The following is a 12,983-nucleotide window of genomic DNA, read 5'->3' as shown; positions in this document are numbered from 1 at the left end:
GCCCGTTCGTTCGCCGTATTCTGCAGGATTCGCCGAACGACGGGCGTCCTTATGTCTCCCGGCTTCCAAGCCCACAGGCGTCCCACCACTGCACCATGGGCTAGATTCACTTGCATGATCCAAACCTCTGCCCGCCTCCTCCAACTGTTGTCGCTGTTGCAGGTACGCCGGGAATGGACTGGCCCGGCCCTCGCGGGCCGCATGGGCGTGACCGAACGGACGGTGCGGCGCGACATCGACAAGCTGCGCAACCTGGGATACCCCATTCATGCTTCCCCCGGCATTGCCGGCGGCTACCAGCTGGGCGCAGGTGCCCAGCTACCACCGCTGCTCCTGGACGACAACGAAGCTTTGGCCGTCGCCCTGGGCCTGAACTCCGTAGCGGCGGGCCCCGTGGCCGGCATCGGAGAAGCGTCTGTCCGCGCCCTTGCAAAGCTGGAACAGGTCCTGCCGTCCCGGTTGCGCCCGAAGTTCGCCATGCTGAAGGCCGCTGTCACTACCCTGCCGAGCAATGCGGCCACCGTTGATCCCCAACAATTGACCGTCGTCTCAGCCGCGATATCGGATCGACGGCAGATTTCCTTTGAGTACGTCAAGTCGGACGGTGAGTCCGCGCGGCGGTTGGTGGAGCCCTACAGGTTGGTGGACACTGGCCGCCGCTGGTATCTGGTTGCGTGGGATGTGGAGCGGGAGGACTGGCGCACGTTCCGTGCAGACCGGTTTGAATCGCTGCCCTCGGAACGCAAGAAATACACTCCACGGCCCCTGCCCGCGGAGGACCTGGCAGCGTACGTACAAGAGTCCATCACCCGCTCGCCGTACAGGTTCGACGTCGTGGTGCGGCTCCGCGAGCCTCTCGCCGAGGTAGCCGCCGTCGTCAATTCCCAGTACGCGACACTGTCGGCCGACGGCCCGAAAGCCACCATCCTGCGCTCCGGATGGGACAACCTGGCCGCACCGGCTGCGTATCTGGCCGCGCTGGACATGGACTTCGAGATCCTCGAGCCCGAAGAATTCAAGTCCTACGCCATCGAACTCTCGCACCGGCTAAGTGCTGCAGCCGGGACTGTGACGGACACAGCGGAAGTGGAACCCCGGCCACAGTAGACTGGCAGCAGCCATGACACTTCATATTTCCTACCCCGCAGAGCTGCCCGTATCCGAGCGCCGCGAGGATCTGATGGCGGCCATCGCCGCAAACCAGGTGACCATCATTGCCGGCGAGACCGGTTCAGGTAAGACCACGCAGATCCCCAAGATGTGCCTCGAACTTGGCCTTGGAGACAAGGGCCTGATCGGGCACACCCAGCCGCGCCGCCTCGCGGCCCGGACTGTTGCCGAACGCATTGCCTCTGAACTCGACGTAGAGATCGGCCAGGAGGTGGGTTTCCAGGTCCGCTTCACCGGCGAGGTGAGCGCGTCGACCAAGATCAAGCTCATGACCGACGGCATCCTCCTTGCCGAGATCCAACGCGACAAACTGCTGAGGAAATACAGCACGATCATCATCGATGAGGCTCATGAACGCAGCCTCAACATCGACTTCATCCTGGGCTACCTCAAGCGCATCCTCCCCCAGCGCCCGGACCTCAAGATCATCATTACTTCGGCTACCATCGATCCCCAACGCTTCGCGAAGCACTTCGGGAGCGAGGAGGACCCCGCGCCCGTCATCGAAGTGTCCGGCCGCACTTATCCGGTTGAGATCCGATACAGGCCGCTGTCCCAGCCAGCGGGCGGCGATGAGGACACTTCGGACGACGAACTGGAAGAGGACCGCGATCCCCTGGACGCGGTGTGCGACGCCGTGGATGAGCTCGCCAAGGAAGCTCCCGGCGATATCCTCATCTTCTTCTCCGGCGAGCGCGAAATCCGCGACGCCGCCGAGGCAATCAACGGGCGCATCCAAAGCAACCGCCGCCTCGCCGGGACCGAAGTACTGCCGCTGTTTGCGCGGCTGAGCCTCCAGGAGCAGCACAGGGTCTTCAACCCCGGTGGAAAACGACGCATCATCCTGGCCACCAACGTTGCCGAGACCTCCTTGACCGTGCCTGGCATCAAGTACGTGATCGACACCGGCACCGCCCGCATTTCGCGCTACTCACACCGCACCAAGGTCCAGCGGCTGCCTATTGAGCGCGTCTCCCAGGCGTCGGCCAACCAGCGCTCGGGCCGCTGTGGGCGCGTCTCCGAGGGCATCGCCATCCGTCTTTACTCCGAAGAGGACTTCGAGTCGCGTCCTCAGTTCACGGACCCGGAAATACTCCGGACCAACCTCGCTGCGGTCATCCTCCAGATGACCGCCATGGGCGTCGCCCGCGGACCCAAGGACGTAGAGAACTTCCCCTTCGTGGAGCCACCGGATTCGAGGGCCATCAACGACGGCGTGACTCTCCTGCGCGAGCTCGGAGCCTTGAGTTCGCCCAAATTGGGTTCGCCCAAGGCCGGTGACGCGGGCGGCAACGGTCGCAGCGGCGGCGGGCTGACCGCCGTCGGACAGAAGCTTGCGCAGCTTCCGGTTGATCCGCGGCTGGGCCGGATGATCGTGGAGGCGGGTAAGCGTGGCTGCGTCCGAGAAGTCATGATCCTCGCAGCCGCCCTCACCATCCAGGACCCCCGTGAAAGGCCAACGGACAAGCAGCAGCTGGCCGCTGAAAAGCATGCCCGGTTCCGCGACGAGATCTCGGACTTCACCGGATTCCTCAACCTGTGGAACTACATCCAGGAAAAGCAGCGCGAGTTGTCCTCCACACAGTTCCGCAAACTGTGTCGCAACGAGTTCATCAATTACCTTCGCGTCCGTGAGTGGCAGGATCTCTTCACCCAGCTCCGGCAGTTGGCCAAGCCGCTGGGCATCACGCTGGATAACAAACGCGAAGCCGATCCCGTGGGCAACTATGAGGGCATCCACATCAGCCTGCTCTCGGGGTTGCTGAGCCACATCGGCCTCCTGGATGAGCGCAAACGCGAATATGCCGGTGCGCGTGGCAGCCGTTTCGCGATTTTCCCCGGGTCGGCACTCTTCAAGAAGTCCCCGGCGTTTGTCATGGCAGCCGAGCTGGTGGAAACCAGCCGCCTGTGGGCCCGTGTTGCTGCCAGGTTCGATCCCCTGTGGGCCGAGCAAGTGGCCCCGGACCTGGTGAAGCGGTCCTACAGCGAACCGCATTGGTCATCACGCCAGGGTGCCGTGATGGCCCATGAGAAAGTCACGCTGTATGGCGTGCCGATCATTCCCAACCGCCGGGTGAACTACGGACGCGTTGATCCCGAACTCTCCCGCGAACTGTTCATCCGCCACGCACTGGTGGAGGGCGAATGGAAGACCCATCACAAGTTCTTCCACCGCAACCGTGCCCTGCTCCAGGAGATCGAAGAACTCGAGACGCGCATGCGGCGGCGCGACATCCTGGTGGACGACCAGACCCTCTTCGAGTTCTATGACGCGCGCGTGGGCAAGGATGTTGTCTCCGAGAGGCACTTTGATAAGTGGTGGAAGGACGCCCGCCAGGCCGATCCCGCCCTCCTGGACTTCGACCAATCCCTCTTGATGAGCGAAGACGCCGACGCACTGGACGACTCCGCCTACCCGAAGACCTGGCTGCACAAGGGCTTTGAACTCCCCCTGAGCTATGAATTCCATCCTGTGGCACCAGGATCTGTGCCCAATCCATCGGACGGCGTCACGGCCGAGGTTCCCGTGCTGTTCCTCAATCAGTTGGATGATGCTCCGTTCCGCTGGCAGATCCCCGGCCAGCGGGTGGAGTTGGTCACGGCGCTCATCAAATCGTTGCCCAAGCAGGTGCGGAAGAACTTCGTACCGGCCCCCGATGTCGCACGCCAGGCAACCGCGGCGCTCGAGGCAGACTTCGACCCCGCCGTCGACGAACTCGAACCGTCCTTGGAGCTGGTGCTTCGCCGACTCCGCGGACAGGTCATTCCCCCGGGATCCTGGAACTGGGATGCAGTACCGCCACACCTGCGCGTGAGTTTCAAGGTGGTGGACAGCAAAGGCAAAGTGCTGGATGAGGGCAAGGACCTCGCCGAGCTCCAGGAAAAGCTGGCTCCGGCCACGCGCCGCGCCATCGCCGAATCGCTCGGTGCCACCCCCGCCACAACATCACCCGCCAAGGGCGGAAAGGCGACCGGCAGCGCCAACAGCCAACCGTCGACGGCGGCCATCACCGGCGCTTCAGCCGGCAACGGAGCGGTGGCGGAACGCAGCGGGATCACCGAATGGGACTTCGGCACCGTAGAGCGTCAGGTGACACGCACGGTGAAGGGCCACGACGTCACCGGATTCCCTGCTGTCGTCGATGAAGGCAAGTCAGTCGCCCTTCGGGTATTCCAGACAAGGGCTGAACAGGAAGCCGCCATGCGCGGTGGCGTCATCCGGCTCCTGGCGCTGCGGATTCCGCCTCCGGACCGTTATGTGCTGGAGCACCTGAGCAACATGGAAAAACTGACATTCAGCCAGAACCCGCACGGATCAGTCAGTGCACTCATCGCTGATTGCGCCCTTGCTGCCATCGACAAGTTGACGCCACAGGACCTGCCATGGGACAGGGCGTCTTTCGATGCCCTGTATGAAGTGGTCCGCGCAGAACTGATAGATACCGTCTTCACGGTGACTGCCGTCGTCGAGCGCGTTTTGGCGAGTACCCGGCGCATCCAGAAGCAGCTGAAGTCCAACGCCAGCCTGCCACTGATCAGTGCCCTTAATGACATGAAGAGCCAACTGGAGCAACTGGTCCACCCCGGCTTTGTGGCACAGACGGGCTACGCGCAGCTCAGCCAGTTGCCGCGGTACCTGCAAGCCATCGAGAAGCGGCTGGAGAAGCTGCCGGGCAACGTTCAACGGGACAGCCTGAACATGGCCATCGTGCAGGGGTTGGAGGACGATTACGACGACGCCGTGTCCGCGCTCCTTCCCGGACGCCGCGCAGGCACGGAGTTAACCCGGGTGCGCTGGATGATCGAAGAGCTGCGGGTGAGCCTCTTCGCGGTTGAGCTCGGCACGGCCTATTCAGTCTCGGAGAAACGCATCCGTACCGTGCTGAACCAGGCACTCGCCCCGGCCTAGCAGCGATCAAAAACCCGGCGGCACTGATTCAGCACCGCCGGGTTAAGTCTCTGGGAAGACTCAGTCTTCCGGAATGGCATCCCCATGGCCAGCGCTCCGGAGAGCAGCCCGGAGTTTCACGGCGGTAGCATCCATGATCGCCGGGTCCGGGTTGTGGTCCACGTTGTGCACCTCAAAATCCGCAGTGGAGTAGGCCGGCCACACGTGCACGTGCAGGTGCTCAACTTCGAAGCCTTCCATCAGGACGCCTACCCGTTTGGCTTCGAAGAGCTTCTCCTGGACCTTTCCGATGCTTTGGGCCACGTCCATGACCTTGGCCAGCAGTTCCGGGCTGGCGTGCGTCCACGAGTCCACTTCCTGGCGCGGCACCACCAGTGTGTGGCCGTGCGTGAGCGGAGCGATAGTGAGGAAAGCCACCACTTCCTCGTCCTTCCAGACAAAGCGGCCCGGGATTTCCCCGTTGATGATTTTGGTGAACAGTGTGCTCATGCGTCTGCCCTTTCCGATGGTTCCTGAAGTGTTGCGGTGTCCAGAACGAAGCGGTATTTCACATCGCCCGCCACCATGCGGTCGTAGGCCTCATTCAATTGTTCAGCACCAACGAGTTCAATGTCGCTGGCTACTCCGTGTTCAGCACAGAAGTCCAACATTTCCTGCGTTTCTGCAATGCCACCGATCAACGAGCCCGCATAGGCCAGTCGGCGGCGAATGAGCAGCCCGGGGCTGACCGGAGGCATGTCGTCGGCGGGAAGCCCCAGCTGGAAAAGGGCGCCGTCCAGGCGGAGCGTGCGGAAGTAGGGGTTGAGATCGTGCGGCGCCGCGACGGTGTCGATAATGACGTCGATGCTCCGGTTGGCGGCCTCCATGGCGTCGGCGTCCTTGGAGAGGACCACGTGGTCGGCGCCAAGCTCCCGGGCCGCCTCAAACTTGGATTCAGAGGTAGTGAACACAGTGACCTCGGCACCCATGGCCTTGGCGATCTTAACCGCCATATGACCCAGGCCCCCCAAGCCCACCACACCTACGGCGTCGCCTTCTTCGACGTCGAAATACCGCAGCGGAGAATACGTGGTGATTCCCGCACACAGCAACGGCGCCGCTGCGGCGGGGTCGAGGGCCTCGGGGACCCGCAAAACGAAGCGCCTGTCCACCACTACCGACGTCGAGTACCCACCTTGGGTGACGGCGTCCCCATGGCGCGGATCCGCAGCTCCATAGGTTCCAATATTGCCCCGCTCGCAGTACTGTTCGAGGCCATCGAGGCAGCTCCCGCATTCCCGGCAGGAGTCCACCATACAGCCGACGCCCACCCGGTCTCCCGGTGCAAAGTCGGCTACCGAGGAGCCAACACGGGTCACCCGGCCTACAATTTCATGGCCCGGTACCAGCGGGTAGGGAGGAATCCGCCACTCCCCGCGCGTTGCATGGACGTCGGAATGGCACAGGCCGCAGAATTCAATCGCGATCTCGACGTCATCCGCCGTGGGTGCCCGACGGGCTACGGTCAGCGGAACCAAACCGCTGTCTGGAGACGTCGCGCCATACGCTGCAGCAAGGGTTGCGCTCCGGGGCCCGGCGTCGCTGGTGTCCAGGGTGATGGGTTTGGCAAGGGGCGGGGGCACGGGGCGTCCGGGTGTCATGCTTCGACGCTACTCCCGGCAGCCGGGCTTGTGCCACTTGGTCCGCCGGCTCCGTTTGCACCGTCCTCGAACGGTTCGCTGCCCACGGCTACTGGATTCGCGGCATTGTTGGACCATTGCGAGAAGGATCCGGGAAAGAGGGCTGCCTGGTACCCGGCAATGTGCAATGCGGCAATCTCATGGCTGGCTGTTACTCCGGATCCACAATAGACCGCCACGGTGGACGAGTGGTCCAACCCCAACGCTTCAAACCGGCGCCTCAATTCTTCTACCGGCAGGAAGGTTCCGTCTGCGGCGACGTTGGCCGTGGTTGGGGCACTCACAGCACCCGGGATGTGCCCCGCCCGGGGATCAATCGGCTCCACTTCTCCCCTGTACCGCTCCCCCGCCCGGGCATCCAGGAGTATGCCGTGGCTGTGCCACCGTGCCGCTTCCTGCGCCGTGATGGCCGGCATCCTGCCGGCGCCCAAAGAGACATTCCCGACGGCGGGACCCACGTCGCCGGACTCCACCGGGTAACCGTTCGCGCGCCAGGCGGCCAATCCGCCGTCGAGCAGGTGGACGGGCTCCACCCCGGCGTTCCGCAACATCCACCAGGCGCGTGCTGCAGCCATGCTGCCGCTGTTGTCGTACGCGACCACCGTGTCACCGTCGTTGATGCCCCATTTTCGGGCAGTCTCCTGGAACCGTTCCGGCAAAGGCAACGGGTGTCGGCCGAGTCGGGGCTGCGAGTGGTCCGCGAGCTGCGTGGGAAGGTCCACGAACACGGCACCGGGAATGTGGGCCGTCAGGTATTCACTGTGCCCGTCATCCCGGCCCAACACCCAGCGGACGTCCAGGAGCACGATGCGCTCCCCGGATTCCAGACGCTCGCGTAGTTCTGACGCAGTCATCAGCGTGGACATATAGTTTCTCCTTCGTTCCGGCGTCCCGGCTTCCCGCGCAGGTGCTGTTGCTGCCGGCGCCCGGATTCCAGCCTAGGCTTATCCGGTGAGCAATTCGTGCATTCAAGACAGGGCATGGGCCAGCGAGGCCATCCGCAAAATCGAGGCCGAGAACAACCGCTCGGCGGACACGCATCTTTATGCAGTTCCCCTCCCGGAGCATTGGGGGGTACAGCTGTATTTGAAGGATGAGTCGACCCACCGCTCGGGCAGCCTCAAGCATCGCCTGGCCCGGTCGTTGTTCCTGTACGGCCTGGTCAACGGCTGGATCACCGAAGGCACCACCATAGTTGAAGCCTCCAGCGGCAGCACCGCAGTCTCCGAGGCCTACTTTGCCCGGCTGATCGGCTTGCCGTTCATTGCGGTCATGACCAAAACCACCAGCCCTGAGAAGATCGCCCTGATCGAGGACTTCGGCGGCGCATGCCTGTTGGTGGACCACGCTTCGGAGGTCTATGCCGTGGCCGAAGAAACTGCCAGGACATCCGGCGGCTACTACATGGACCAGTTCACCTTCGCGGAACGCGCCACTGATTGGCGGGGCAACAACAACATCGCCGAATCAATCTTCGAACAGCTCTCCCTGGAAGAGCACCCCGTTCCGGAGTGGATCGTGGTGGGCGCCGGCACAGGTGGCACAAGCGCAACCATTGGCCGCTACCTGAGGTACAACCGGTACGACACCCGGTTGGCTGTAGTGGACCCCGAAAACTCCGCCTTCTACCCCGCATGGCGCGACGGTGACGCGGCAGCAGCCACCGGCTTGCCATCCAGGATCGAGGGTATCGGCCGCCCACGGTCCGAGCCGAGTTTCGTTCCGGCGGTTATCGACCACATGATCCAGGTACCCGACGCCGCGTCGGTGGCCGCCATGCGCCACCTGCGGAAGATCACGGGCCTGCACGCCGGCCCTTCCACGGGTACCAACCTTTGGGGAGTCTGGCAATTGGTCGCCCGGATGGTTTCCGAGGGACGGAGGGGCAGCATCGTATCTCTGATGTGCGATGGCGGCGATCGCTACGCAGGCAGTTACAACGACGCCGGATGGTTGGCCGCGCACGGACTCGATCCGGTACCGCACGAAGCAGTTCTGGAACGATTCCACGACACGGGGGTATGGGCAGGTTAGACCTCCACGCTGTCGTGCGGAGCGAGCCGCTCATATGTGGTCCCGTAGCGGGACCCGATTCTGGTGACATGGCCCTCCACGATGCCACGCCCCAGCTCATTGAGCAGGGCGTCATGGACGGGGAACGCCTTGGGAGCGCGGACTGAGATGACGAAGTCCACCACTTCTCCGACCTTTGACCAGGGTGCGTGGATGGGGACCAGGAGCGTTTGAACGTTGATCCCGTCCGGGACCACGAACGAGTCCCCTGGGTGGAATACGTTCCCATCCACCAAGTAACCGATGTTCGCAACCACAGGGATCTGCGGATGGATGAGCGCATGCTGGCCGCCGAAGGTGCGCACGTTGAATCCAGCAGCGTCGAATTCAGAGCCGGGCTCAACGGCGTGCACCCGGTCAGCGACATCGCTCTCATCTTTTAAAGCCTTGGCGACACCGGCCGGTGCATGGACTTCCAGCGAGGGATTCCCCCGCAGGGCTGCCGTCACGGCCTGACGGTCGATATGGTCATTGTGCTCGTGCGTGACAAGTACAGCGTGGGCGCCGTTCAACGCTTCCTCTGCCTCGGAAAACGTCCCGGGGTCGATGACCAGAACCTTCCCGTCCTTCTCCAACCGGACACAGGCGTGGGTGTACTTGGTGAGCTTCATGCCCACAGCCTATGGGCGCCCGCTGACAGTTTCCAACCCTGCCCTGCTGGTAAAATTAGGGTTTGCCAGCATCCCCAGGGAAGTGAGTCCTTCAATGCCACATGGCACCAATTCCGCCACGGCCGGCCCTTCGGCACCGGCCACCAGCGGCGTCAAGGAGCAGCGCGTCACCAAGCAGCGCCTGGCCGTCAGCGCCGCGCTGGACGAATTGGATGACTTCGTCAGCACCCAGGAGCTGTATCGGATGCTGCAGAACAAGGGCATTTCCGTGTCGCTGGCCACCGCGTACCGCATCCTTCAATCGCTGGCCGATGACGGACTCATTGATGTCCTCCGCAACGGCGAAGGCGAAGCTGTCTACCGGCGCTGCGCTGTTACCGGACACCACCACCACTTGCTGTGCCGCAACTGCGGCAAGGCTGAGGAAGTGGAAGCTCCCGCCGTCGAGACCTGGGCTGCCCGAACGGCTGCTGAACATGGCTTCACCGAGGTGGCCCACACCGTTGAAATCTTCGGCCTTTGCCCGGAGTGCACTGCCAAGAAAGCAGCGGGAAAGCTCTAGAGGGCTCCTGCGGGCTGGTCCCGTGACACCCTGCCGTTGAGTCCACGGTTGGCCCGAACCCGGCCGATGATCCGGCACACCACATAGATCAAGAATGACAACGTGGTGACGTACGGGCTGATGGGAATGCGGCTGCCCAGGGCCAGGAGGATGCCACCCACGGTGGCGGTCATGGCAAAGACCACGCTGAGCAGCACCACCAACCGGGGCGAGGTGGTCACCCGAAGGGCAGCTGCTGCCGGCGTAATCAGCAAGGCGAGGACCAGCAGGGCGCCGACGATCTGGATGGACAGCGCCACGCTGACACCCAGCAGCACCATAAACCCAATGGCCAGGCCACGAACCGGAACGCCCCTGGCTTCCGCCATTTCGGGGTCTACACTGGCAAAGCTCAGCGGTCGCCAGATTGCCGCCAAGGCGATCATCACCACCACTGCAGTTCCCGCAAGAACTTGCAGTTGCACGGTGTCGACGGAAACAATCTGGCCGGTCAGCAGGCCGAATTTGTTGGCCGCGCGGCCCTCATAGAGTGCCAGGAAAAGGATGCCCAGCCCCAGGCCGAACGGCATGATGACACCTATGATCGAGTTCTTGTCCCTGGCGCGGACGCCCATGAAGCCCAGCAGCACAGCGGCCGCCACCGAGCCGATCAACGAGCCGAAGATGATGTCGGCGCCGATCAGCAAGGCAAACGCAGCACCGGCAAAAGACAGTTCCGAGATGCCATGGACCGCAAAAGCTAGGTCCCGCTTCATCACGAACGTGCCCACCAACCCGCCGAGCAGTCCCAGCACGGCTCCAGCCCAGATGGAGTTCTGGACAAGGACCAGCAACTCGCCGTAGTTCTCGAAGTTGAAAATGGTCTGCAGAATGGTGTCGAGATCCATTTAGAGCTCCTCCCCGGCGCTTGCGTGGGCATCGTCGTGGAAGTGCGTGGTTGCGTCCGGAAGACCAACGACGACGATCCTTCCGTTGGTATGGATGACTTCCACATGGCTGTCGTACAGCTCCGAAAGAACTTCCGTGGTCATGACCTCTTGCGGGGTACCCACCCGGAACTGGCCACCGGCCAAGTAGAGCACCCGGTCCACATAGTCGATCACCGGGTTGATCTCGTGCGTCACGAACACCACGGCGCTGTTCCGCTCATGGCATTGCTTGTTGATCAGCGAGCTGACGCCCTGCTGGTGATGCAGGTCAAGGGACAGCAGCGGCTCGTCGCAAAGGAGGACCTGCGGTTCCGTGGCAAGCGCCTGGGCTACCCTGAGCCGTTGTTGCTCGCCACCGGACAACTGCCCCACCGGAACCTTGGCATAGTCCGCGGCGCCCACTTGCTCCAGCAGCTCATCGATCTGCTGATTAATCTTCCCGGATGACAGCCGCATACCCCAGCGATGCCCATCGATGCCCAGGCCCACCAGGTCACGTGCACGCAAGGGCGTATCCGGGGCAAAAGATTTCTGCTGCGGAATGTAGCCAATCCGTTTGCTGCCCCGCTCTACCGGATGACCGCCCAGGGAAACAGTTCCTGAATGCAGTTCCTGCAGCCCAAGGAGAACCTTCAGGAAGCTGGTCTTGCCGCTGCCGTTGGGCCCCAGGACAGCGAAGAACTCGCCCGGGTTGATGTCAAGGTCGAGATCCCGCCAGAGCGTCCTCTTGCCGAACTGCAGGCTGGCTCCGCGGAGGCTCACTACCGGTGTCAAAAGTTGTCCTCGATCCATGCGTCGCTGGGGACGCAGTCAGTGGTGCCGCTGGTATTCGCGGCCGTGCTGGTGACAGGCAAAAGGCCCCACAGCCATCCTGAATATCTTAGGACGTTGGCAGGGCCCTTCACTGCATACCGGGTGTCAGGAAATGCTACTTCTTGAGCGCGGAGGAAACCGATTCCACGTTGTCGGACATCCACTGGACGTAATTCTTGCCATCAGGCAGCGTCTCGGTGAAGTTCACCACTGGCACGCCGGCAGCTTCCGCGGCCCGCTTGACGGATTCAGTCTGGGGCCCTTCGGTCTGCTCGTTGTACGCCAGGAACCGCACGGATTTGGCAGTGACAAGGTCCGTGGTTTCCTTCAATACGGCAGCCGGGACATCTGTTTCCTCTTCAATGGCGGCGCTGTAAGCCTCCGGAGTTTTGTTTTCCAGGCCGGCGGCTTCCAAGAGGTACAAGGGCACGGGCTCGGTGACAGCTACTGGCGCATGGTCGTTTGCGGCCTTGACGGCGTCGAGCTTTCCGGTGATGTCGGCGAGTTTGGTCTTGAAGGCTTCGGCATTGGCTGTGAAGGTCGCCGCCGATCCCGCATCCAGGCTGCCGAGCTTGGCAGCGACTGCATCGGCGAGCTTCCCCATCGTGTCCAGGCTGTACCAGACGTGCTCATTGAACTCGCCGTGGTTGTGGGTGTGGCCTTCTTCGCTGTGGGATTCCTCGCTGTGGGCTTCTTCTTCGGGGGCGAGCCCGGAGATTTCCACGGCGCTGATCATGTTCTCGTGGCCGACCTTGGTCTCATCAGCAATTTTGTGGAGGAACTCGTCATAGCCTCCGCCGTTCTCCACCACGAGCTTGGCCTTGGAGATGACCAGTTTGTCCTGGGCACTGGCCTCGTAGGAGTGCGGGTCCTGGCTTGTCTTGGTGATGATGGCGTTCACGTTGACTTTGTCACCGCCAATTGCCTTCACGATGTCGCCATAAACATTCGTGGAGGTGACAACGTCGATGGCACCTGACGACGACGGATCGCTTGCGCCGGCTGTGCCGGCGCAGGAGGAAAGCAAGAGGGCGGCAAGACCGGCAGAAGCGGCCATGGACAGGCGGGCGGCGGAACGACGCACGAAGACCTCGGATCTACTCAAAATGAGAATCAAACACAATTACTGGCAGGTTCAAGTGTAACCCTAAATAGGAATGATTCCTATTTAGAACGGTCTGGCGCCGACCGAACCCGATCGACGCCAGACTGATTTCAGCTTGCTTCTGCTGCTGT

The 12,983-nt window shown here is 62.6% G+C and carries 11 protein-coding genes; 4 read left to right on the top strand and 7 right to left on the bottom strand.

Going from position 1 to position 12,983, the window contains the following annotated elements; genetic code table 11:
* Positions 1-114: 114 nt before the first annotated feature.
* Positions 115-1,107, top strand: coding sequence for a helix-turn-helix transcriptional regulator (locus tag N7568_RS12625; protein ID WP_261610165.1), 993 nt, complete (start codon positions 115-117; stop codon positions 1,105-1,107).
* A gap of 13 nt (positions 1,108-1,120) precedes the next feature.
* Positions 1,121-5,080: an ATP-dependent RNA helicase HrpA gene (gene hrpA, locus N7568_RS12620; protein WP_261610164.1), complete on the top strand. Its 3,960-nt coding sequence runs from the start codon at positions 1,121-1,123 to the stop codon at positions 5,078-5,080.
* Between the two features lie 60 nt (positions 5,081-5,140).
* Here hrpA and N7568_RS12615 read toward each other — a convergent pair whose 3' ends face one another.
* From N7568_RS12615 to N7568_RS12605, 3 genes are read right to left on the bottom strand one after another with little or no spacing between them, the layout of a single operon-like run.
* A complete protein-coding gene (locus N7568_RS12615; protein ID WP_261610163.1) occupies positions 5,141-5,569 on the bottom strand; it encodes an HIT family protein in 429 nt (142 codons plus the stop codon).
* A complete protein-coding gene (locus N7568_RS12610) occupies positions 5,566-6,720 on the bottom strand; it encodes an NAD(P)-dependent alcohol dehydrogenase (protein WP_261610162.1) in 1,155 nt (384 codons plus the stop codon). Before N7568_RS12610 ends, N7568_RS12615 begins: the two co-directional genes overlap by 4 nt.
* Positions 6,717-7,625 (bottom strand): sulfurtransferase, encoded by a 909-nt coding sequence (locus N7568_RS12605; RefSeq protein ID WP_261610161.1) that lies wholly within the window; start codon positions 7,623-7,625, stop codon positions 6,717-6,719. The genes N7568_RS12610 and N7568_RS12605 overlap by 4 nt, the downstream gene beginning before the upstream one ends.
* Positions 7,626-7,710: 85 nt before the next feature.
* Here N7568_RS12605 and N7568_RS12600 point away from each other — a divergent pair, with 85 nt between their 5' ends.
* Complete coding sequence (locus tag N7568_RS12600) at positions 7,711-8,793, top strand: PLP-dependent cysteine synthase family protein (RefSeq protein ID WP_261610160.1); 1,083 nt, start codon at positions 7,711-7,713, stop codon at positions 8,791-8,793.
* Here the strand turns inward: N7568_RS12600 and N7568_RS12595 are convergent.
* The gene (locus N7568_RS12595) at positions 8,790-9,443 is read right to left on the bottom strand and encodes an MBL fold metallo-hydrolase (protein WP_261610159.1); all 654 of its coding nucleotides are present in this window, start codon (positions 9,441-9,443) and stop codon (positions 8,790-8,792) included. The genes N7568_RS12600 and N7568_RS12595 overlap by 4 nt on opposite strands.
* Positions 9,444-9,537: 94 nt before the next feature.
* Between N7568_RS12595 and N7568_RS12590 the strand changes: the two genes are divergently transcribed.
* On the top strand, positions 9,538-10,005 hold the full coding sequence (locus tag N7568_RS12590; RefSeq protein WP_261610158.1) for a Fur family transcriptional regulator: 468 nt from the start codon (positions 9,538-9,540) through the stop codon (positions 10,003-10,005).
* Here N7568_RS12590 and N7568_RS12585 read toward each other — a convergent pair.
* From N7568_RS12585 to N7568_RS12575, 3 genes are all read right to left on the bottom strand, one after another.
* Positions 10,002-10,892 carry a metal ABC transporter permease gene (locus N7568_RS12585; protein ID WP_261610157.1) on the bottom strand — a complete coding sequence of 297 codons (891 nt, stop codon included), beginning with the start codon at positions 10,890-10,892 and terminating at the stop codon, positions 10,002-10,004. The two genes, N7568_RS12590 and N7568_RS12585, sit on opposite strands and share 4 nt — an antisense overlap.
* On the bottom strand, positions 10,893-11,708 hold the full coding sequence (locus N7568_RS12580; RefSeq protein ID WP_261610156.1) for a metal ABC transporter ATP-binding protein: 816 nt from the start codon (positions 11,706-11,708) through the stop codon (positions 10,893-10,895).
* Positions 11,709-11,862: 154 nt separating this feature from the next.
* On the bottom strand, positions 11,863-12,864 hold the full coding sequence (locus tag N7568_RS12575) for a metal ABC transporter solute-binding protein, Zn/Mn family (RefSeq protein WP_261610155.1): 1,002 nt from the start codon (positions 12,862-12,864) through the stop codon (positions 11,863-11,865).
* Positions 12,865-12,983: the final 119 nt, after the last annotated feature.

The organism is Paenarthrobacter aurescens (assembly GCF_025421775.1).
In the GTDB taxonomy this organism is placed as follows: Bacteria; Actinomycetota; Actinomycetes; order Actinomycetales; family Micrococcaceae; genus Arthrobacter; species Arthrobacter aurescens_B.
Note: the sequence above shows the minus strand (reverse complement) of the source record. Positions and strands in the feature narration are given on the sequence as shown.

Coding starts and splice junctions, on each gene's coding strand:
- N7568_RS12595 (WP_261610159.1), bottom strand. CDS start 9,443: ATGAAGCTCACCAAGTACACCCACGCCTGTGTCCGGTTGGAGAAGGAC.
- N7568_RS12605 (WP_261610161.1), bottom strand. CDS start 7,625: ATGTCCACGCTGATGACTGCGTCAGAACTACGCGAGCGTCTGGAATCC.
- N7568_RS12625 (WP_261610165.1), top strand. CDS start 115: ATGATCCAAACCTCTGCCCGCCTCCTCCAACTGTTGTCGCTGTTGCAG.
- N7568_RS12610 (WP_261610162.1), bottom strand. CDS start 6,720: ATGACACCCGGACGCCCCGTGCCCCCGCCCCTTGCCAAACCCATCACC.
- hrpA (WP_261610164.1), top strand. CDS start 1,121: ATGACACTTCATATTTCCTACCCCGCAGAGCTGCCCGTATCCGAGCGC.
- N7568_RS12585 (WP_261610157.1), bottom strand. CDS start 10,892: ATGGATCTCGACACCATTCTGCAGACCATTTTCAACTTCGAGAACTAC.
- N7568_RS12615 (WP_261610163.1), bottom strand. CDS start 5,569: ATGAGCACACTGTTCACCAAAATCATCAACGGGGAAATCCCGGGCCGC.
- N7568_RS12590 (WP_261610158.1), top strand. CDS start 9,538: ATGCCACATGGCACCAATTCCGCCACGGCCGGCCCTTCGGCACCGGCC.